Source organism: Methylovulum psychrotolerans (assembly GCF_002209385.1).
GTDB lineage: Bacteria > Pseudomonadota > Gammaproteobacteria > Methylococcales > Methylomonadaceae > Methylovulum > Methylovulum psychrotolerans.
This window is the reverse complement of sequence record NZ_CP022129.1, coordinates 3,737,381-3,757,174: the sequence shown is the minus strand read 5'-3', so window position 1 is coordinate 3,757,174 and position 19,794 is coordinate 3,737,381. Positions and strand designations below refer to the sequence as shown.

Sequence of the window (19,794 nt, the reverse complement as noted above, 5' to 3'; positions counted from 1 at the left end):
GCCTAAGGAACGTGTATAAAATAACCTCGGCATAAGCATTTTTGGAGCGCGGGCAAGATGCCCGCGCTCCAAAACCCATACTTTTTAACGTTTGCCTAAATTATTTCCTACCCATTCCTAACACTACCCCCAACTTTGCAGCCAAACCATTGTGGAACCGACTACGCCCAGCCAGGTGTTTGACAGCGCCAGCTTTTTAAAAAACCTGACCACTTTGCCGGGCATTTATAAAATGTTTAACGGCCAAGACGAACTCATTTACGTCGGCAAAGCGAAAAACCTTAAAAACCGCGTCTCCAGCTACTACAAAAACAATCAGGCCTCCCCCAAACAACAGGTAATGATGGCAAAAGTTTGCCGCATTGAAGTGACCGTCACCCACACCGAAAGCGAAGCCTTATTGCTGGAATGCCAGCAAATCAAACGCCACAAACCCCGTTATAATATCTGTTTGCGTGACGACAAATCCTTCCCTTATATCTATCTTAGCGATCACGCATTCCCGCTCATCACCTTGCACCGGGGCGCGAAGAAAAAAGCCGGCCACTATTTTGGCCCCTATCCCAGTTCCACCGCCGCTAAAGAAAGCCTGAAACTGCTGCAAAAACTGTTTCCGGTACGCCAATGCGAAGACAGCGTTTATAACAACCGCACCCGCCCCTGCTTGCAACACCAGATAGGCCGCTGCACCGCCCCTTGCGTCGGCCTCATCAGCGCCGCCGATTACGCCACAGATGTCGCCCATACCAAACTGTTTTTGGACGGCCAAGGCGGCTTGCTGATCGAACAGCTCATCCGTAACATGGAACAGGCCTCAGCCGCCCTGGAATTTGAGCAAGCCGCCGCTCACCGCGACCAAATCGCCCGCCTGCGGACGGTGCTGGAAAAAAGCCATATCCAAGGTGAAAAAGGCAACCTCGACATCCTCGCCTGCGTCACCCAAGCCAATAGTGCCTGCGTACAGGTATTTTTTATCCGTAACGGCCAGCAATTGGGCAATAAGGCCTACTTTCCCAGCCTAGGCGACGAACACGAAGCCAGCGCCGTTTTACAGGCTTTTATCGCCCAATATTACCTCAACAAACCCATCCCCGCCGAGCTGATCGTCAGCCACGCCCTGCCCGAAACCGAACTGTTGACGGAAATGCTCGGCCACCAAGCCCAACATGCCGTCACCATCAGCCCACGGGTACGCGGGGAGCGGGCAAAATGGCTGCAAATGGCGATAACCAACGCCGAACTGTCCTTAGCTGCCAAACTCGCCGACAAACAAAGCCTGCACGGGCGTTTTCTCAGCCTGCAACAGCAATTGCGCTGCCCAACCTTGCCGCAACGTCTGGAATGTTTCGACATCAGCCACACCCAAGGCGAGCAAACCGTCGCCTCGTGCGTAGTTTTTGACCAAAACGGCCCGGTCAAATCCGCCTATCGGCGATTTAACATCGAAGGCATCACCGGCGGCGACGATTATGCCGCCATTGGCCAAGCCGTTTCCCGCCGTTTTAAACGCCTGCAACAGGGCGAACACCCCGCCCCGGACATCTTATTTATTGACGGCGGTAAAGGTCAGGTGAAAGCGGCGCAAAAGGCACTAGAGGAATTAGCCATAAACAATGTTATGATAGTCGGCGTTGCCAAAGGGCCCGACCGAAAACCCGGCATGGAACAGCTGATTTTGGTCGGCCAGGAACACCCTTTGGACATCACAGCGGGCGCCAGCGGCCTATTGCTCATCCAGCATATCCGCGATGAAGCGCACCGCTTTGCCATTACCGGACATCGGCAACGGCGCGGCAAAGCCAAAAAACAGTCCAGTTTGGAAGGCATTGCCGGATTAGGCCCTAAGCGTCGGCAACAATTATTAAAGCAGTTCGGCGGCTTACAAGGGATTGCCCAAGCAGGGGTAGACGCACTTTGCAGTATAGACGGCATTAGCCAACCATTGGCACAACGAATTTACGAGCATTTTCATCATCAAGATGGCAATTGAATTTAACTTACCAACCAATATAACCCTGTTAAGGATCGCGCTAATCCCGCTCTTAACAGTCGTTTTTTACTTGCCTTGGCAGCATGCCAATGTCGCGTGTACGCTGATTTTTATTGTCGCGGGCATCACCGACTGGCTAGACGGCTATTTGGCCCGGAAAATGAACATGGAAACCCCGTTTGGCGCTTTCCTTGACCCGGTCGCCGATAAGCTGATGGTCGCCATGGTATTGGTCTTGCTGGTACAGCAACAGGGATCGCCGGGTTTGGCCATCCCTGCCGCCGTCATTATCGGGCGGGAAATCACTATTGCCTCACTGCGGGAATGGATGGCGGAAATCGGCCAACGGGCGACCGTTAACGTCTCCCAATTGGCAAAATGGAAAACCGCCTTCCAAATGGTCTCCATCGGCCTGCTCTTATACCGCGACGATTTGTTCGGCATCCCGGTCAACAGCCTCGGTTACGGCCTGCTCTATATCGCCGCGTTACTGACGCTGTGGTCTATGGTCAACTATTTGAAAGCCGCCTTGATAGCGATAGCAAAAACCTAAAACATTACAAACCACCGCCTATAGTGCCTTGGTTTCACTCAAATTATAAGATACAGCCTATTGAACTGGCTGTGAAAGAAGAAAATGGAACAGGAACTCAATACTACTCAGAGCAAATCTGATCAGAGCAAATCTGAACAACAGAATGAAATACTGGTTGCGGCACTCAAATTGTTTGCGGAACAAGGCTATTTCAACACCTCATTAACCGATATTGCCGAAGCGGCGGACATAAAAACCGTCAGTGCCATTTATCAGCACTTTAACAGCAAACACAGCATCGCCAATAAGCTCTACGACAACATCCTCGACAGCCTGAACGTGTCCATAGACGACATCAGGCGGCGGACACAGAAATCATCCGAGCAATTGCGCGGCGTGGTCGACCTATTGTTTAAACTCACCGATGACGCACCGGCCATCATGAAATTTCTGCTGGTCATGCCCCTCCATGAGTTTCTCCCCGAACAAAAGCCGCTCCAGCAAACCTCAGCCTTTATTAAAATCCTCAAAATCATCCAAGCAGGCATCCGTGCCGGAGAAATCCGTAACATTGACCCCATGCTGGCGAACACCTACTTTTTTGGCATCATCAACAACACCTTAACGATGGTCTTAACTGGCGAACTGAGCAAACCCGCCGACACCTACCGCCCCCAAACTTGGCTAGCGGCCTGGAACCTGATCGCTAAAAAATCCTCCGTATTTTAAGCCCCCACCAAGGCCGCCCGCCCCGCCATAACAGCCTTTATTACGGCGGGGCTTAGCCAGCCCCCGCCAAAAGTCCACAAGACTGCGGTATAATAGCCCCATCCCCTTTCCTCAGAGAGTCCTCCCTTATGATCCAGATCGGCAAAGTCAACCGCCTGAAAATCGTCAAACAACAAGGCGCCGACATTTATCTGGGCAGCGAAACGTCTAATAAAGTCCTGCTTATCGACCGCTTGCCCCCCAACCATGAGGCCGACGAGGAACTGGAGGTATTTGTCTATGTCGATACCGACGGCCATCTCGCCGCCACGACCCGCATCCCCACCGCCCAAGTGGACGAAATTGCCTGGCTCCCCGTGGTCTCGGTCAATTATGTCGGTGCATTTTTAGATTGGGGCTTGCGTAAAGACCTGCTAGTGCCGTTCAGCGAACAGCACTTGGATATGCAGGTCGGGCAATCGTATTTGGTGAAACTGTTTCTGGACGACAAAAGCCGGGTTTTGGCGACCACCAAAATCAACCGTTTCTTAAGCGAAACCTCGGCTGATTTCAAAGTCGGCGAAAAAGTGGCTCTGATTATTGCCGAAAGCACCGACCTAGGAATCAGGGCCATCATCAACCAGACCCACTGGGGGATGCTCTACCGCAACGAACTGTTCCAAACCGTCACCCCCGGCCAGCACATCGACGGCTACATCAAACAAATCAGGGAAGAAGACCTAAAAATCGACCTGACCTTACACCAGCCCGGCTATAAAAAAGTCACCTCAGTGACCGACACCATTTTAGCGAAACTGGCGGCGAACGGCGGGGAACTGCAACTGAGCGACAAAAGCCCGCCGGAAGCGATTTATGCCGCCTTTGGCGTGAGCAAAAAAGTGTTTAAACAAGCCATCGGCGCCTTATACAAAGACCAAAAAATCATCTTAGACAAAACCAGCATCAAATTAGTACCTTAACTTTTCGGCGAGGCGGATATGGGACGATACGATCGGGATTCCAAGCGGTACTCACGTTCTAAAGGCAAACAGGCCAACGGCATTCCGGCGTGGCTGACCATCATCCTTATGCTGACAGGCATAGCGGCGGGCTTTTTCCTCAGACCCGTCGCCGACGGCCTGGTCGACCCGCTCACCCACCTGGCCGAATTGGCGATTGCCCCAAAAACGCAACCTTTCACGCAGCGTGTTGTACTTTTGCCCCAGCAGCGGCGACAACACGTCGGCCACGGCGGTCAGGCTGCATGAACGCGCGACGACCATGCCAAAACTCCACAACGCCAAGCCCAATGCCTCTGGCTTGCTGAGGGACGGAAAATGCATGGCAATCGTGTCGATCCATTGGTATAGTTCTGGATGGCGGGGCATGGCGGCACCTTCGGTAAACGGATGTTGATGACACTCATCAATTTACCCTCAACGCTTTGCCCCGTCACTTTTTAAAAACCTACACTTGTAAGGGGGGGAGTGTTAAATGTTAAAAAATCCGTATTCAATTGATTTAATTTGGTATCAATGAATTTTTAGCAACCCCATAATCTGGTACAATCAGTATATTTTATAGAAATGGCGGTTGCCTGCATTAAGTGACCATCGCTTGCTAACGCGCTTGATCCTATGCGTTTTTTATCTTATTAATTTTGTTAAATAATTTTCAATAAAGCCTCTTGAAATATACGGCATCTATAGTTTTTGTTGCTTTTTGTAAAAAGCAACAGTTATAGTTGGGCTCCACCTATTGTTGCCATTTGGTTTTTACTATGTACCGTGAAGTATTATATGAAGATAGTGAATTAATAGTAATTTGGCAACCCGGAGAGTCGGATTACTTACTGATAACATTTGGTGACCTTATCTCGCTAGCAGCAGGCAACAAGTTTTATGCCGATACGGCAGTGACAAAATTAGGTTTGAATTGCATCGGTTTTATGGCAAAAACGCCCAATTGGTTTCCGTCTGCCAGTATGGCGGCGGCAATTGGGCAGATTGCTATCCTGAGGCAATTCTCCTGCCGGGTTGCCTATGGCGGTTCAATGGGCGGGTACGCCGCAATTAAATATTCGGCTTTATTGGGGGCGTCGGAAGTGCTTGCCTTCTGTCCGCAGTGGTCTATAGACCCCAATGAATGCGCCGGCCAGAGCAGTGGCTATGAGCATTATTTTAAGCCATCAATGGCAGGCATGGGCATTCGGATGGAAGATATGGCGGGGCGTATTTGCATACTGCATGATCCCTCGTATGCGGTTGATGACTTTCACCATAACCAAATAGCCGCTGTATGCAAAAACCTTGCCTCTGTCAATGTGTATACAGCCCAACATCACGTCACTTCTATTTTAGCGGGTACGGCAAACTTAGCCGAGCTTATTACGACATTTATACGGGATGACATTCCGCACTTAAAGCATATTGTCAGCAAAATAAGGCGTAATAGCAGGATTAGAAAGCATATCCTGTTACAAAAAGCCATCAATAGGCATCCGCTGCTCGTACACCGGGTGTTGGGAAATGCTGAATTGGCTACCAAGTTGGGCGTTACAGAGAATAACGCCTTAAATTCGCAGTTGTTCCAATATTTTATCGCCCAAGGCAAACCAGAGAAAGCCAATGAAGTGCTAACACGCTTAGGCCCGTCTATCTGCCGACACCGCATTAACTTATTGCAAGAAGCACTGGACGATTGCGCCCGGACGGCCATGATTAAAACACAAGGAATCCTGGTAACCCACCATCAGACCGTATTGGTCTACAGCGTTTTTTACGGGATACTTTGCCATAAAAACCTTAACGCATTGGAGTCTGAGAAAATGGATTTGCAGCCGATATTTCTTGTTAAGCTATCCGGCTATGAAGTTGCGGCAATATGGAGCAAAAACAGATTCCTCGCCTGTGCTATTGACCCACATGGCCAAGTGCATTTAAAGGGCATGGAGTCGGGAAAAGGCGATGACTTCATTGTTAAAGAAGATAACAGCAATAATGGTTTTACTTTATTGCTTAAAAGCCGCTATGTGTCGGCAGCACATAATGGCGATATTTTATATAATAAACCTAAGGCACTGGCATGGGAAATATTCTATCGCTATGATGTTAATCTAATCTAATGGCCAGACGAACATGGAACCCGACGTTATACAAGCGGCCTAATACATGTTGGCATTGAAGCCGGCCAGGGTCAAACCAGCGTTGCTTAATTACTGATGTCAGTCATTTCTGCAATATTGAAAAAGGCTCTATATGGGTTTCAGGGTCTTTTTCCAAAGAGGTAGGGTAACCCATTAATAAGCTTGGCTACATCCAAAATACCCGTCATTTCGGCATACCCACGGGGTATAAAGGAATTACCGAAATAACGGGTAGATTTATGGTCGTTATATTAATTAATGACAAAAAGACATTGAAACTCATATAGAACCAATTAAATACAGCGCTTTGAAAATACCCCATAATCCGTGATAATTAGAATTTTTTAAGAGAATTGGGAAGTTTAATGGTTTGTTGGGGCTGGAAGCCTGAAGGATTTACATTGGTATGGAAAGGTTTGGCTGCACTGGACGTTACGGCTCTTGTACGGAAGCGGCCATCGGCAGGGAATAGCCTTTGGCGGAATATTCCCTGCCATGACTGTAGGTTGCCGCCCTTGCGGAAAACGGGGCGTTTTCCGCAAGGGGGCAGGGGGTTAAACTACCATAAAATCCGCCGAAGTCATTGCCAGCCCCTTGCCGAGGATGGCGATTTGCACCGCCGCCGCCGCGCCGCTGCCGTCGGTGTCGTAAGACAGGGCACCGGAGGTGGTGGTGTAGAGGAGGTGGTCGTTGCTGTCTTCAATACCTCCGTTGCCGAGAATTTTGAATTGGTCGGCGGCCAAGGCTCCGGTAGCCAAGGCGGTAAAGATAGACTGCGCTAGTTGGATGGTGTCGGCGGTGACGCTAAAGTCGGTGATGGTGTCGATGTTGCCAGGGCCTAAGGTGGTATTGAAGACAAAGCTGTCGTGGCCTAAGCCGCCGATCAGGGTGTCGTTGCCCAGGCCGCCGTTAAGGACATCGTTGCCGCCCTCGCCCCATAAGGTGTTGTTGACGGCGTTGCCGGTCAGGGTGTCGTTGTAGGCGCTGCCGTTGACGGCTTCGATGCTGGTCAGGATGTCGAAGCCATCGCCGGTGTTTTGCGCCGTGGTCAGGTTCAAGTTGACGGTCACATCAACGCCCCAGGTGACACCCCAGTATTGGGCGATGTCAAAGCCATTACCGCCGTTGAGGATGTCGTTGCCCGCCCCGCCCATCAGGCTGTCATTGCCGTCACCGCCATTGAGGATGTCGTCGCCCCAGCCGCCCGACAAAATATTGTTGGCGGCATTGCCGGTCAGGGTGTCGTTGTAGTTACCGCCTTTGACGGCTTCGATGCTGGTCAGGGTGTCGATGCCGGCACCGCCGGTGTCTTGCGCCGTGGCCAGGCTTAGGTTGACGGTCACACCAGCGGTGGCATCCCAATATGAGTCGGTGTCAAAGCCATTGCCGCCGTTGAGGGTGTCGTTGCCCGCGCCGCCATAGAGGGTGTCATTGCCATCACCGCCGTTAAGTGTGTCATTGCCGCCATCACCCCATAGTGTGTCATTGCCCGCGCCGCCATAGAGGGTGTCATTGCCATCACCGCCGTTAAGCGTGTCATTGCCCGCCAAGCCGTTAAGGATGTCGTTGCTGTCGTGATAGCCATAGAGGGTGTCATCGCTGCTGGTGCCGGTCAGGCTAATGTGCGCCTTGATGTCGGCCTCCCCCCACACCGTGCCGTCACTGAACTGGAACTGCTCAATGCGGTAGTTTGGATAAAAGTAATTTTGAACAAACAGTTGGCTAGAGCCGTAGGTCAGCAACAAACTGCTGCCGGAGCTGGCTTGGCTGACGTAGCTGATGTCGGTGGCGAGCATGTCGGTGAACTTGACCACATCGGTGCCGCCAGCATCATAAATGGTGCCCTTCCCGTCAGCTTTGGCGATCAGGTAGGTGTCGTTGCCCAAGCCGCCGACCAGATAATCGTTGCCGGTGCCACCATTGAGGGTATCGTTGCCGCCATAACCATAAAGTGAGTCATTGCCCGCGAAGCCATTGAGGGTGTCGTTGCTGTCGTCATAGCCACACAGGTTGTCGCTGCCGCTGGTGCCTTGCAGTACTTTTTGGCTGATGTCCGCCCAACTCCAGACCGTCCCGTCACTGAACTGGAACTGTTCGATGCGATAATTTACCGTGTTATTATTATTATAAACAAAATCATTATAAACTCCCAGCCGACCACCGCTATAGGTCAGATACAAAACATTGTAATACTTGATGACGCTGCTGATATCAGTAGCGAGCATGTCGGTGAATTTGACCACATCGGTGCCGCCTTCATCAGAAATCCAGTCAGTCCCATCGTTTTTGGCGATCAGGTAGGTGTCGTTGCCCAAGCCGCCGTACATAGTGTCGTTGCCGGTGCCGCCATTGATGATGTCGTTGCCACCTTCGCCATTTAGGGTATCGTTACCGCCATTGCCATTAATGACATCATCACCTGCTGTGCCATTGTAAGTGTTATTGCCATTGTCGCCATTATAGGTTGCCATTGTTTACCACCTTGAGTCGTGTTGTGTGTGTGGGGGGGGGAATCACTTCAGGCAAAGTTTATACGCTAAAAAATCAAATAGCTAGGTACTAAATCACACAATAAAAAAATTAATATTTTTTTAAGGGAGGCAGGGGGATAATGGTGTGCTGTGGGTGGAGGGATTAAAGAGATTTTATGCTGGTATGGAATAAAGTACGTTATCAACGAATCTTATACATCCAAACCAAGAAAGGGTATCATTGGCGCATGAAAACAAATTAGACATACACTGATTATTCAACGTTACCTATACAAATAGATGCCGCCGCTACGCAACTATCAACTGAATGGGGTATGTTTACAGACGTATCTCCACGTTGATGCTATAAATGCAATCCAAATGGTTTTCAGTTCGCTCAGGGGATTTAACATTTTTCGCTTTTATTTTGAAAAGGCCAATATTTATGGGACGATTTGAAAAAAATATACTTTTTGCCGCCATCATGTGCTTTGCGGTTTCCTGCAATAGTGACATTGGCAGATTAACGTGTGAATACAACTGTGGGGGAGAAAGCTACCAAAATGTAACCAGTTGGGATAATAAAGCGGCTAAGCTCCATACCACTCAGCCAGAAATTCTTTTTGATATGGTAGACGAACTCCGTATGAAAGATGCGCCCGAAAATCTTATGATTGTAAGAGAGGTTCCGAATAAAGAACATCCAAACAATCTTAGGGCATGTGAGATTAGCTATAGTAAAGGCAGCAACCCTGTTTTGGCTAACATTGACAAGGATACCGATCAACGTCCCGATGCTGTGAAAACCTACAATAGGAATTGGCGTGAGTTGGTTTGGCGGGTAGCGGAATGGGGAGCCTTAGGAAATAAGGATTCTTTTTGCGATCCACAAACTTCATTAGTGAAAGAAAATGGGATGCTAAAGCTGGTCAGACCCGGAGGCGATGGGGGCGGGCCAGCTAAATTTATCCAAATCCGAGACCACTCCGTTGATCTTTTTTTCAGGTCGACGGCGCATTTTAAGGCACTGTTTGGTGATACCTTTTATCGCGATGGTCATGACAAGAATTGGTCGGCTCTTTTGCTCTCCAAAAAGTATCAACGGATTGGGCTGGAAAGCGTTTCGAAGTTAAATATTTCTGTAGCTGCCACACTCAAGGAAGTACAAATCAAAACCGACAGAATCACCACTACCCCTATTCCCGACGGGGCTCAAGCGATGTATGACCCTAGAAAACACGGGACACAATTCCGCTTTTTTATCCCTGTAGATTGGATGGATAACCATTGTCCGGCAATGAAGCCTCCCTCAGCAAGTACGCCTAAGGAATTCCCTGCTTATTGTAAATTTCAAAATAGAGGCTTTCACTATGGCATTAACCTTTTCGATGAACGGAAAGAATTTGACACAGGGGCGGTTGGCTTGGATAAGGATACCCAAATGTTTATGTATGGACAAGACCTCCGGGCATTAGTCCCTGGTGGTTTCATCCACAACCCCTTTAAGCAAGTTAATGTCCCTGCCCATATTTCGGCTGATATACTGCCTCTTATCAAGTCAGCCATTTTGGAGATGGAAGCCACCCAAAATGACCTAAATCAAGGTAAGTCAGATGATGATAAAATTTTCTACATCCCGCCGCGCCTAGTCAATAACGTTACAAGAGCCGCTGAAAATAATGATGCTTACCTTAGCCATTTTGGCATTTCATCAGTCAATATTGGCTATGAAGTTCCTGGGCTTTCTAGTATTTTGTTTGAAATTTCGGATTTTAAATTAGTTAGCGCACCATGAGTAGGTGTGCAAAAATTTCCTGATTAAAAGCTAAGTAACCATTCATAAATCTTTTAACATTTTTATATCTACATGCCTGTAAAAATCAGGCTTGTTTGTTAAAAGACTTTTGCACAGTTACTTATTAATTTTCATCAGTCACGAATCAATGACTTGCCATCATCAACATGCTTAACTAACGTCGGGGAAGATACACCTACATTTAAATCTATCTTACGAAACGCAAGCCATTTCAATAAACCTTTTTTTCCGGGTCGGTCATCCAAGGCATTGGGAGTTTTTTCATAATCGCTTTGTTTTAACACAATGCTCTGTAAGAAACCATCATAACCACAAGGTAAGCCATTGGCTATGGCTGAGGTAAATAGGTCTAGTAGAACTGGCATAGCTTTTCGGGACACTATATACGCTTCGGCTCCAGTGCCTTTCAAGTTGGAAGCCGTTAAATCAGAAATAGTGTATTCGCCATTGACCAGAAATAGGCGGTCAAGGCTCATGCGGTCATTAATATAGACAATATCGTAATTTTGATTTCTAGCGACCACAAAAATTTCGTCAGGTGTTGCCCGGAAAACAGCATCATCCTCAACAATCAAAGCATAATCAACATCATCATTTTGAGCCTGTTCAATAGCTTTAATGTGCGACAACAGACAACCCAAGGTGCCTTGTAACCAAGAGGCACTATTACGGCTTAACTGATGGTCAACGAAGTCTTTTTTAAACAACCGTAGTGTCAATGAAAAAGGCATTGCTTTCCCATTAATGGCTTCTACCTGTTCAAAGCCCGATAACTGAAGGTTACGCTCAAAGAATAGCTCGATTCTTTTTGAGTTAGAAAAGCCGATGACATATTTACCTATTTTCATATTTTTTCCGTATATTGTTTTCGAGACATTTTTAAGGTCATTCTTTAATTTGATTAAGTAATGTACAAAATATGTCTTCATTGAAGTCACTATGATAATCTATCGGTGTTTCATCCATACTCTCAGTCGCACAAGGCTTGGCAAAAGGCTCAACATTATAGTGTTTGGAAACAAAGCTATTGGTGCTGTCAAACCTTCTCCATAGCGTCAATTTATCTTCCAAGGATAAGAGCCATCGTTTAGGTAACGAATCAAACGTTTCAGAAACAACCTTAATGGCATTTTGATGCAATGAGGGAGAAAAATCCAATCTATTCATCCGGCTAAGATAGATGGTTCCTATGCTAGACAAACTAATATTCGATTCCCTATCATAGGGTATAGAAAAACTATCATCCCAGTCAATGCCAATGTGTTTTATGAGAGCCTTAAAAATGGCTTGTTTCTCAGTAAGGCAGTGATCGTAATTAATAACGTTCACGTCCGAAAAAGAATTCCATGAGCTACAAAGATGACGATAATTAAGTCGTGTTAAAAAATCAATATGGAAATAAAACTTATAGATGTCGTTCTTAAATCTTATACTATACATCCTAACGTGTTGATTATATTCTGACTCTAAATAAAAATCTGGTCGCCGAATGAAAACAATGGTCTTTATTTTAAACTTTTTGGCAATGTGATTTTTTAGTATATCCATGTTGCGGATAAACTCAAATTCCTCCGAGCTTAACAATACATTTTCTAGGCCTAAAGCAGACGCTTCGCTTTCTATTTTCGCGAACAACTCCATTACTTTATTAACATTGCCCGAACCAATCATCCAAGCTACATCGTGGTGAGCCTTGTCAACTAGTCCTGTTGTTGGATAAAGGATACCTAGCTTTAATAGCATGTCCCTATTGGAGAATAGAAAGCTTTGTAGTGCTGTACTACCTGTTTTATGTGTACCAATATGAAAAATAAAATTCATGTCTAATTTAAGGGCAATGGCAAGTGTAGAACATACGCGCTATATTATAAACTGATATTCCGCATCCTCAAAAATAGGTATTCAGAATTAGGTAATTAAAAATAGCGTCATTACTTGGTGAAAAATAATTGAATATCAATAAGACAGCAATTAGGTGCAAAAAGTCAGCATAAGAGTTTGATTTTTAAAACTAAATATTTACCCTCCTTTCCTTCAAAAATAAGCATTCAAACTCAATTGACTAAACGTATTATAACTTGATATCAATGGTATATTGAGGATGCCTAATACGGCCTGACATGATTCAGCAAAACACGAATATTGGAAGCGTAAAGCCCAAAGCGGGATAATTCTGTGCTACCTAAGCACGGCGAGACCTAAAAACCAAGCCATCCCAAATTCTCCCATTCTTTTTGTGACATAAAAGTGGTGAGCTTTTTTTTGAATTTCATCAGTTAGTTTGCCAAAGGGGTCTTCCTTTATTTATCAAGAACACCCCAGTAGCTATTTAATCACTTAAGCCATCCAAAGCATTAACTTGTAGGCCATGAATGATCGCAAGAACCCCCAGTGTTGCTGGGGGCTAATAAAATTTAACGATTACTGGCGTTATTTGCATTTAGTAGAATAATGGAGCGGACTACCCTTCCGCTTTTCCCGCTTTTTTAGGCTTCGGTTTAGCGGCAGTAAAAATTACTTTTTTGACGGCTGTCTTCTCGCCGTCTTTTTCGCGTTCGACTTGGCGAATTTTAAATGATCCTAGGCCTGCAATTTTTACCGCACCTTCTTCGGCCGCACTGATCTGTTTGCCGATTTCAAGCAAAGCAGCGGCGATAATTTTTGCCGCCTTAGCGTCCGGCATTTTGCCTAACAGCTTAGGATTGGTTTGTTTTATTAATTCTACAACTTCAAGTGATTTCATTTTACACCCTATATTCTTACAATGATTAAAAAATATGCCTTACGGCTGCAAATTACCAGTAAACCCAATGTTCACTCAAGTAAACCTTTTTTTAAAAAAACCTTACGCAATGCCTGCCATTGGAACACAATATCTTGGGCGGCCATAGCAGCGGCATCACCGCCTTGTCCGCGTTCAAACCATCGTTCCGCCAAGGAGAGGGTTTCCGCGAGCGTCAAAGCCGCCACCTCTTCCTTCAGCATCAGCGTTTTGTGTTGTGTATCCAGCCATACCTGAAACGCCCGCACCTCGGCTTCGGTCAGTTTTACGCGTAATTCATCGCTAAGCTCAGGTGCGGATAATCTGACCGAGCCGATGATGGCGTTGCTGCCTTTTTTGGTGCTGCCGTCATAAGTGACGCGGATAAGCTGGATAACGTTCTTACGGACGCGAAAGTGCATAAAACCTTTACAACTGATAGCGATAAGTCAGGCAATATATTGCCCCATTAAAACAAATAAAGCAATACAATTTTTATTGGCAAATAAAATATAACTTATTGATATAAAATATCAATAAAGATCCTAACAAAACATAGCCTATTAAGGATAAAGAAAATATATCGCCATTTAAGTCTCTATAATTAGCGTTTTATTAAAAATACCGCATCTTGTGGCGGCACTAGCACATCGCTGCCGACGGTTTCGCCTGTATTAACTTCTGGGGCTTGCGTACCTTTCAGGTGGCGGTACAGGTCTTTTTGCACAGTGGCGTGCCAAGGCTTATGGCCCATATTTAACAAAACCATGCCGTTGGCAAACTCGCGCGACCAGTGTTCGGCACTGCCCGCATACAGTTTGACGGCATTTAAAGTCGTTTTGCCGAGCTGTTCAGCGATGCCGAACACGGCCGCAGGGCTGCCGTCGGCCACAAAACTGACCCGATAAGTCCGCGGTGTGCTGTCGATTAAAACCGACAGCGGCGCAGCGGCTTTTTTGGTATCGGCAGCCCCGCTGATGACCAGCATCCGGGGTACTTGGGCAAAATCTTGGCCGGCATAATGCCAACTGTCATCACCCTGGGCATCGAAGACGAGCGTGTAGTCTTGGTTGGCCTGCAAGGTTTTTAAGCCGCCGTTGGGCTCATAGCGCACCCCATACCACATTTGCTCCGGCAGGATATTGGCGGGGATATGCTCGACCGTCATGGCGTTTTGTCCGCTCGGCTTGGCCGTAAACCCTTTGTCGGTCACCCAGCGCCATGACGTACCCGTCAGCAAATCGGCTGTGCCCAGATCACTTAAGTCTTGTTGTGCCGGGGCCAGCGGGCGGCCTAGCCAATGCCAGTCATGGCGGTCGCCGCCTTGGTATTCGTCCCAAGCGAACACGCCAAAATGTTGGTTGCTGCCGTCGTCGTTGGCGATAACGTTGGCAGGATCAAATTTTAGGTTACCCAGGCTGGCAAACGGATGCGGCATACCTGTCAGGCAAGCGGCGGCCAGGCCTATCCGAAAGCGGGCATCGGTTTTTGAGCCGTCCGCATTACGCGCATTGGCATAGACGGTCGTCGGGGTTTTGGTAAACGGATAACTGATATGCGGTAAGGCTTGGGCATTTTCCGCCCACATCCGTAAATGTAAAAATGCCGTCGAGAAACGGTCAAAATGGTTGGCGGCCGGGAACGACTCCAATTGCACACCGTTAAGGTACTGCCAACCCCGGACACCGAACATGGCATCATTGCTGTCTGCTTGGATAATTTTGTCAGGGCCTACGAGGCGGCGCAATTCCCGGAAGAACACCCGCCCGCCCAGACCAAAACTGTTCACCCCATCAAGATAACCATAGTCGGCAACCCTGTCATTATCAATATCCATTGCCTGTTGTTCGGGTGCCCCCCACGTCCAACGCCCCACATCAAATTCAATGCCGTCGGCAGACGCTTGTGCCAAATTGTCGGCAGCATGGCGGGCATACCATTCGGCGGCGGTCAGGTTGCCAGCGCCTCCCCTAGGGCTATGCAGGCTGAAGTTAACTTGCCATTGCCGCGCCCAAAACATCATGTGCGGGGCAATAACCGTTTTTCCGGCTTCAAACGCCAAAGCTTTACTGCCCCATTGTCCGCGTTTGACGGTGATTTTTTGCCCGTCGATACGTTCGGCTACCAGGTGTTCGGCATGGGACCAATCCGGTTTCCCGGCTTTATCTAAGGCATAAATGATTAACGCCAACGGCGTTTTTTTCTGCATTTTTTCCAGACGGCGGGCATTTTTGACGATCAAGCTGGGGTCTTGGACGCTGATGACCGTATCTTGCGGGCTAATGTTTTGGCTGCTTAAGGTGCCAGGCTTGTACAATAAATGTCCGGGCCAGACATTGGCATAATCCTCTTCCGACACGCCGCCGTAAGCATCCTGTAAAGTGACGATTTTATCCGGCCAACGGGCCTTCACGGCATGGGTCTTTTGGGCGTTGCCGGCACCATGGATGAAAAGATAAGGCGCTTGCTTGCCTAGCGCGTCGTCAAATGCAGGGCTGCCCTTATTGATTTTATCGAACGCATGAAACGTCATGGCCATAGGATAAGTGTCCGGCAATGGCGGCAAGCCAGCAAAAACCTCACCGCTCCCCACCGTTAGCAAGGCGGTTAAAAAAATACGGCAAAAACGACGTTGGGGAGTAACCCGGCATGGCTTTGCTGGCATCGCTGATCCTCTATGTAGTCGCCAAACCAAAGGTTTGGCTGAAATTATGCGGTGTTGGCATGGGCAACGGTCTGATTAAACAACTTAGTCATCAATACTGTCAGCCTTGACATAGGACAACATGAAGTTGACGATGTCCGCTGGCTTCAATTTGACGGCATCTTCTTCGGCAACAATATGGTCACTGCTGTATTGGTTACTCTGATGGAAATATTTTTTAAATAACTTTTCGTTAGAGTCTTTAAAAAAATCTAATATTGCCACCCGTTGTTCCGACGTGATCAGTTTTTGTGCGGGTGTGCCATTAACAAAAAAAGTCTTGGCATCCACCAAGATTTTTTTTCTGACCGCTACATCGTGGGTCAGTTGCTTGACCAGCCTTAAAATCTCTAACACTTCCAAATTGACCGAGATATTTTTTCGGTTAGTCCCTGAACCGTCTTCAATATAACAGCCTTTACGGCCAATCGCCTCAAAAAAGCCGGCAACGACATTGCTGTAGCTTTCATACTGTTGCACTTTTAATTTTTTTGCGCCGAACACCGACGCCCATTGGTTCAAAAAGTGCAGATAATCAAGTTCATCGCTTAATAAAATAGGGTTTTTTAAGAAACGCTGCGCCGGTTGGGTAAAGTTATTCCTTAAGCCCTTGGCGCGTTCATTATAAAAAGACACAAACTGGTTATCTTGCCGTCTGACAAATGCCAAAATATGCACGTCAAACGGGTTAAGGCTTTGCTTTAATTGCCTGATGCTCTCCAATGGGGCCGTAAAAAACTCCTCGCTTGACAGTACCACTAACATACCCTCATTAAGGCTATTGAGTTCCTGTGTTAACGCTTTAAGGCAATCGGTTAAATTTGCCTCATCTTTAGGGTTTTTCATGGCAAAGGCCAGTTTATGCTGGCCATGTAATTGGAAATTTGATTTGGGATAATAAACGCCCCTCGTGTGCAATAGCTCCCTATCTTTATCCAATTTCATTTGTATTGAAGTCGTCCCCGTTTTATGCGCCCCAATATGAATGATGATTTTATGTTTCACTATGACTCCCCCAAAGCCGACCCAGTCGGTTAAACGTAAATAATTATAGTTGTATTTTTTTACCCAGGCCGATAACCAAAACAGCGTCCATTAAGCCGGATTATCCGTTTGTTGGAAAAAATCGTCGATACTTTGCAGATAGCCGACAATGAATTCATCCATGCTAGGCGACTCAAGCCGGGCATTTTTGAGCAGATAGCCCAAAATGTCCGCCTTGACTTTATCCCGCCAATCCAGGGGAATGGCTAAGGCGGCCGAGGCAAACCCTTGGGCGACTAAAAACTGCCCTAAATTGTCCAAGTCGGTTAAAGACAAGGCGTTGACATCGGCGAATTTAGCGGAAGTCAACGGCGGCGGTGTCATGACATCAATATATTTGATATAACATTTGGTACGCGGCTTAAAAACGCAATCAAACGACCTGGAACTGGGGCGGCGCTTAATCAACAACACATCCGCCTTAATTTTGGCAAACAGTTCCAGCAGATGCACGGCGGAACCTTCTTCAAAAATAATCTTTTCCGCTTCCTGATAGACTTTAAGCTGGACGGCTATCGGATAATTTTCGGGATAAAAAATAAAATAGCCTTCTTGCTGCAAACTGTTTTCCAGCACATCCAAGCCCGCAATCGAACCGTTCATACGGTATTTTTTGCGCGACACAAAAACCTTAGGCGTATAGCCGGACGGCAATGCTTCCCTATGTAAGCGCTGCGCCAATTTCAAGGTGGCCAAAAACTTAATATAGTCCGCCTTAGCGGCAACAAACAGTTGGGAACCCGGTTCAGGCACCAAAAGCTCTTCCACTTCCGTCAGTTGGGTCACATAGCGGATGGCACTTTCTTCAAGGCCTAAGAAATCTAAGATGGCTTTTGAATAACCGGGCAAATGGTGCCCCAGTTCAAATTGCTTGATATTAGGGAGAAACAATACGCCAGAACACTGGTCACGGTATTCGTGCCAAGCCCATATCCGATGGATACATTCCGCCAAGAAATGCCCGAAATGGTTATGCAACCCCCCCAAGTATAACCACTTGCCCGCCAATTTTTCCGGCTGTTCCTGTAAGTGGCGTGCTTGGAGTTTCTCGTTAATAAAAGCTTTGCCATTGCGCATGTGGGCAAAATAATCAGGGTCGCCCTGATCGCGCACCACCCCATGGGCAAATTGCCCCATACCCGCACCAAAGTCCTTATATAACGTTTGCGGCACCACTAATGCGTTCTTTTTTATTACTAAATCCATGAATCTACTTTATACCTCGTGAGTTTTCGCTAGCCACAGTCCGCTATAGTGCTTCTGCCAGAACCTATCAGGCTACGTTTTTTTGATATGGAACGTTATTTTCTTAGCGGTTTTCTTGTCGCCCTTCTCGGAGGTTTTGAATACGCCCAAGCCTTCAACCAGCACGTTGTTATCCGTATCGATCCGTCCGATAATGTGCTTAAACGCCTCGCTCAGCAGCAGGTCGGTATCGGCATCGGAAAGGTTTTGCAGGGTTGGGGAGGCTTGTTTCACTAAGCCCGCTAAGGTGCTGACGGTTAAACGGGAGCGTTTGCCATCCGCAGCCATAACGGCCAAACCCGCTTCTTGAGCCAGTTTAAGGCGTAATTTATGTAGCCAAACAGCCACTTTTTTCGGCGTTATCCGCACCCCATCAGAAACTAGGCTAGCATCGCCCAATTGTTCGGCCAACCAGACCAAGCTCTCCGGGCTATACCTTAACAGATCTTCCGGCGATTTGACCGCATCGGGGCTTTCCGGCTCATTTTCATCCAGCGAAACGCCTACCCGTTCTTCTATCCAGTGGATATCATCACGGTTTGCTTCCAATACCGGGCTGACTGCCGACCAAGAAAACCGGAGCTTTCGGCCTTTTAACTGCGCCAAACGGGCAATCAGCAGTTTATTCTCGGCAATGGCGGCGATCCCTTCCCCAAACCCTGGTCCATAAGCGCGGTAGGTATATAAAAAGGCTGTCGCTTCGTAAGACAAACTTTCGTTAATCCTTTTGATGTCCGCCACCGGAAAATCAATCTGCAATTGCCGACAAAATTCCTGTACCACGCAGCCGTTGTAAAAGGTGCTAGGATCAAATTTCCATACCCGCACCTTATCTTTACCCAGCACTTGGTCAAACTTTTCAATACGCTCCCGATACCTAGGATACAGCTTAGCAAAGTTTAACTGGCCTTTCGCCCCGTGTTTTAACGTTTCTTGAAACGCGCTTTCCATATAAGCTTTAGGTGACCGGATATAGCCGACCGCTTCTACCTGGTCGACATAATCTAAGAATAAATGCTGCAATTGCGCCACATGTGCCGGTTTAAAGGCATTAGAACTGAACCATTCTGCGGAGGCCAAAAAATTCTCGGCAGTACCGGAGAGCTGCTTGGCTAAGCGTTTTTTAAGCTTAAGTTTTTTTGCCTCCAGCCCTTGCAGGTCGGATTCAAAAATGACGTGTCGCCTTGCCGATAGGTCTTCGGCAAACAGCCGGCTAAAAGCACCGCCATGATTCGGGCTACCCAATTTCAGATAATGCCAGTGCTGGTCGCCCAATTGCTCTGCAAAAGAATGCTGTATTGAGGAAGATCCCGTTTTAAACATGCCAAAATGAATTACACACCGCTTCATCCACTTGCTCCTAAAATCCAATAAC

The 19,794-nt window shown here is 47.4% G+C and carries 16 protein-coding genes; 6 read left to right on the top strand and 10 right to left on the bottom strand.

Annotated elements, in window-relative coordinates; translation table 11 throughout:
* Window positions 1–151 precede the first annotated feature (151 nt).
* The 4 genes from uvrC (at window position 152) to CEK71_RS16920 (ending at window position 4,213) form a co-directional block, all read left to right on the top strand.
* Window positions 152–1,990 carry an excinuclease ABC subunit UvrC gene (gene uvrC, locus CEK71_RS16935; protein ID WP_088620483.1) on the top strand — a complete coding sequence of 613 codons (1,839 nt, stop codon included), beginning with the start codon at window positions 152–154 and terminating at the stop codon, window positions 1,988–1,990.
* Window positions 1,980–2,543 (top strand): CDP-diacylglycerol--glycerol-3-phosphate 3-phosphatidyltransferase, encoded by a 564-nt coding sequence (gene pgsA / locus CEK71_RS16930; RefSeq protein WP_198328277.1) that lies wholly within the window; start codon window positions 1,980–1,982, stop codon window positions 2,541–2,543. Before uvrC ends, pgsA begins: the two co-directional genes overlap by 11 nt.
* 84 nt (window positions 2,544–2,627) lie before the next feature.
* Window positions 2,628–3,254 carry a TetR/AcrR family transcriptional regulator gene (locus tag CEK71_RS16925; protein ID WP_088620482.1) on the top strand — a complete coding sequence of 209 codons (627 nt, stop codon included), beginning with the start codon at window positions 2,628–2,630 and terminating at the stop codon, window positions 3,252–3,254.
* Window positions 3,255–3,382: 128 nt separating this feature from the next.
* Window positions 3,383–4,213, top strand: coding sequence for a CvfB family protein (locus CEK71_RS16920; protein ID WP_088620481.1), 831 nt, complete (start codon window positions 3,383–3,385; stop codon window positions 4,211–4,213).
* 51 nt (window positions 4,214–4,264) lie between these two features.
* Here CEK71_RS16920 and CEK71_RS16915 read toward each other — a convergent pair whose 3' ends face one another.
* Entirely contained in the window at window positions 4,265–4,621 is a 357-nt protein-coding gene (locus tag CEK71_RS16915) for a hypothetical protein (RefSeq protein ID WP_088620480.1), read from the bottom strand.
* 380 nt (window positions 4,622–5,001) lie between these two features.
* Here CEK71_RS16915 and CEK71_RS16910 point away from each other — a divergent pair, with 380 nt between their 5' ends.
* Complete coding sequence (locus CEK71_RS16910) at window positions 5,002–6,357, top strand: hypothetical protein (protein ID WP_157679352.1); 1,356 nt, start codon at window positions 5,002–5,004, stop codon at window positions 6,355–6,357.
* 575 nt (window positions 6,358–6,932) lie between these two features.
* Here the strand turns inward: CEK71_RS16910 and CEK71_RS16905 are convergent.
* Window positions 6,933–8,849 carry a calcium-binding protein gene (locus CEK71_RS16905; RefSeq protein ID WP_088620478.1) on the bottom strand — a complete coding sequence of 639 codons (1,917 nt, stop codon included), beginning with the start codon at window positions 8,847–8,849 and terminating at the stop codon, window positions 6,933–6,935.
* A 370-nt stretch (window positions 8,850–9,219) separates the two neighbouring features.
* Between CEK71_RS16905 and CEK71_RS16900 the strand changes: the two genes are divergently transcribed.
* Window positions 9,220–10,644: a hypothetical protein gene (locus tag CEK71_RS16900; RefSeq protein WP_198328275.1), complete on the top strand. Its 1,425-nt coding sequence runs from the start codon at window positions 9,220–9,222 to the stop codon at window positions 10,642–10,644.
* A 134-nt stretch (window positions 10,645–10,778) separates the two neighbouring features.
* Here the strand turns inward: CEK71_RS16900 and CEK71_RS16895 are convergent, their stop codons facing one another.
* The 8 genes from CEK71_RS16895 to CEK71_RS16860 all read right to left on the bottom strand — a co-directional run bounded on the left by CEK71_RS16895 (window position 10,779) and on the right by CEK71_RS16860 (window position 19,769).
* Window positions 10,779–11,513 carry a glycosyltransferase family 25 protein gene (locus CEK71_RS16895; RefSeq protein ID WP_157679350.1) on the bottom strand — a complete coding sequence of 245 codons (735 nt, stop codon included), beginning with the start codon at window positions 11,511–11,513 and terminating at the stop codon, window positions 10,779–10,781.
* A gap of 37 nt (window positions 11,514–11,550) precedes the next feature.
* A complete protein-coding gene (locus CEK71_RS16890) occupies window positions 11,551–12,486 on the bottom strand; it encodes a hypothetical protein (RefSeq protein ID WP_088620475.1) in 936 nt (311 codons plus the stop codon).
* Window positions 12,487–13,126: 640 nt separating this feature from the next.
* Window positions 13,127–13,408, bottom strand: coding sequence for an HU family DNA-binding protein (locus tag CEK71_RS16885; RefSeq protein WP_088620474.1), 282 nt, complete (start codon window positions 13,406–13,408; stop codon window positions 13,127–13,129).
* 71 nt (window positions 13,409–13,479) lie between these two features.
* On the bottom strand, window positions 13,480–13,848 hold the full coding sequence (locus CEK71_RS16880) for a hypothetical protein (protein ID WP_088620473.1): 369 nt from the start codon (window positions 13,846–13,848) through the stop codon (window positions 13,480–13,482).
* A gap of 182 nt (window positions 13,849–14,030) precedes the next feature.
* Window positions 14,031–16,091: a hypothetical protein gene (locus tag CEK71_RS16875; protein ID WP_088620472.1), complete on the bottom strand. Its 2,061-nt coding sequence runs from the start codon at window positions 16,089–16,091 to the stop codon at window positions 14,031–14,033.
* Window positions 16,092–16,175: 84 nt separating this feature from the next.
* Window positions 16,176–16,976: a hypothetical protein gene (locus CEK71_RS16870; protein ID WP_146054560.1), complete on the bottom strand. Its 801-nt coding sequence runs from the start codon at window positions 16,974–16,976 to the stop codon at window positions 16,176–16,178.
* A 249-nt stretch (window positions 16,977–17,225) separates the two neighbouring features.
* On the bottom strand, window positions 17,226–18,380 hold the full coding sequence (locus CEK71_RS16865; protein WP_088620470.1) for a glycosyltransferase 61 family protein: 1,155 nt from the start codon (window positions 18,378–18,380) through the stop codon (window positions 17,226–17,228).
* A 72-nt stretch (window positions 18,381–18,452) separates the two neighbouring features.
* Window positions 18,453–19,769 (bottom strand): hypothetical protein, encoded by a 1,317-nt coding sequence (locus tag CEK71_RS16860; protein ID WP_157679348.1) that lies wholly within the window; start codon window positions 19,767–19,769, stop codon window positions 18,453–18,455.
* Window positions 19,770–19,794 lie beyond the last annotated feature (25 nt).

Coding starts and splice junctions, on each gene's coding strand:
- pgsA (WP_198328277.1), top strand. CDS start 1,980: ATGGCAATTGAATTTAACTTACCAACCAATATAACCCTGTTAAGGATC.
- CEK71_RS16925 (WP_088620482.1), top strand. CDS start 2,628: ATGGAACAGGAACTCAATACTACTCAGAGCAAATCTGATCAGAGCAAA.
- CEK71_RS16920 (WP_088620481.1), top strand. CDS start 3,383: ATGATCCAGATCGGCAAAGTCAACCGCCTGAAAATCGTCAAACAACAA.
- CEK71_RS16915 (WP_088620480.1), bottom strand. CDS start 4,621: ATGCCCCGCCATCCAGAACTATACCAATGGATCGACACGATTGCCATG.
- CEK71_RS16905 (WP_088620478.1), bottom strand. CDS start 8,849: ATGGCAACCTATAATGGCGACAATGGCAATAACACTTACAATGGCACA.
- CEK71_RS16900 (WP_198328275.1), top strand. CDS start 9,220: ATGCAATCCAAATGGTTTTCAGTTCGCTCAGGGGATTTAACATTTTTC.
- CEK71_RS16895 (WP_157679350.1), bottom strand. CDS start 11,513: ATGAAAATAGGTAAATATGTCATCGGCTTTTCTAACTCAAAAAGAATC.
- CEK71_RS16890 (WP_088620475.1), bottom strand. CDS start 12,486: ATGAATTTTATTTTTCATATTGGTACACATAAAACAGGTAGTACAGCA.
- CEK71_RS16885 (WP_088620474.1), bottom strand. CDS start 13,408: ATGAAATCACTTGAAGTTGTAGAATTAATAAAACAAACCAATCCTAAG.
- CEK71_RS16880 (WP_088620473.1), bottom strand. CDS start 13,848: ATGCACTTTCGCGTCCGTAAGAACGTTATCCAGCTTATCCGCGTCACT.
- CEK71_RS16875 (WP_088620472.1), bottom strand. CDS start 16,091: ATGCCAGCAAAGCCATGCCGGGTTACTCCCCAACGTCGTTTTTGCCGT.
- CEK71_RS16870 (WP_146054560.1), bottom strand. CDS start 16,976: ATGAAAAACCCTAAAGATGAGGCAAATTTAACCGATTGCCTTAAAGCG.
- CEK71_RS16865 (WP_088620470.1), bottom strand. CDS start 18,380: ATGGATTTAGTAATAAAAAAGAACGCATTAGTGGTGCCGCAAACGTTA.
- CEK71_RS16860 (WP_157679348.1), bottom strand. CDS start 19,769: ATGAAGCGGTGTGTAATTCATTTTGGCATGTTTAAAACGGGATCTTCC.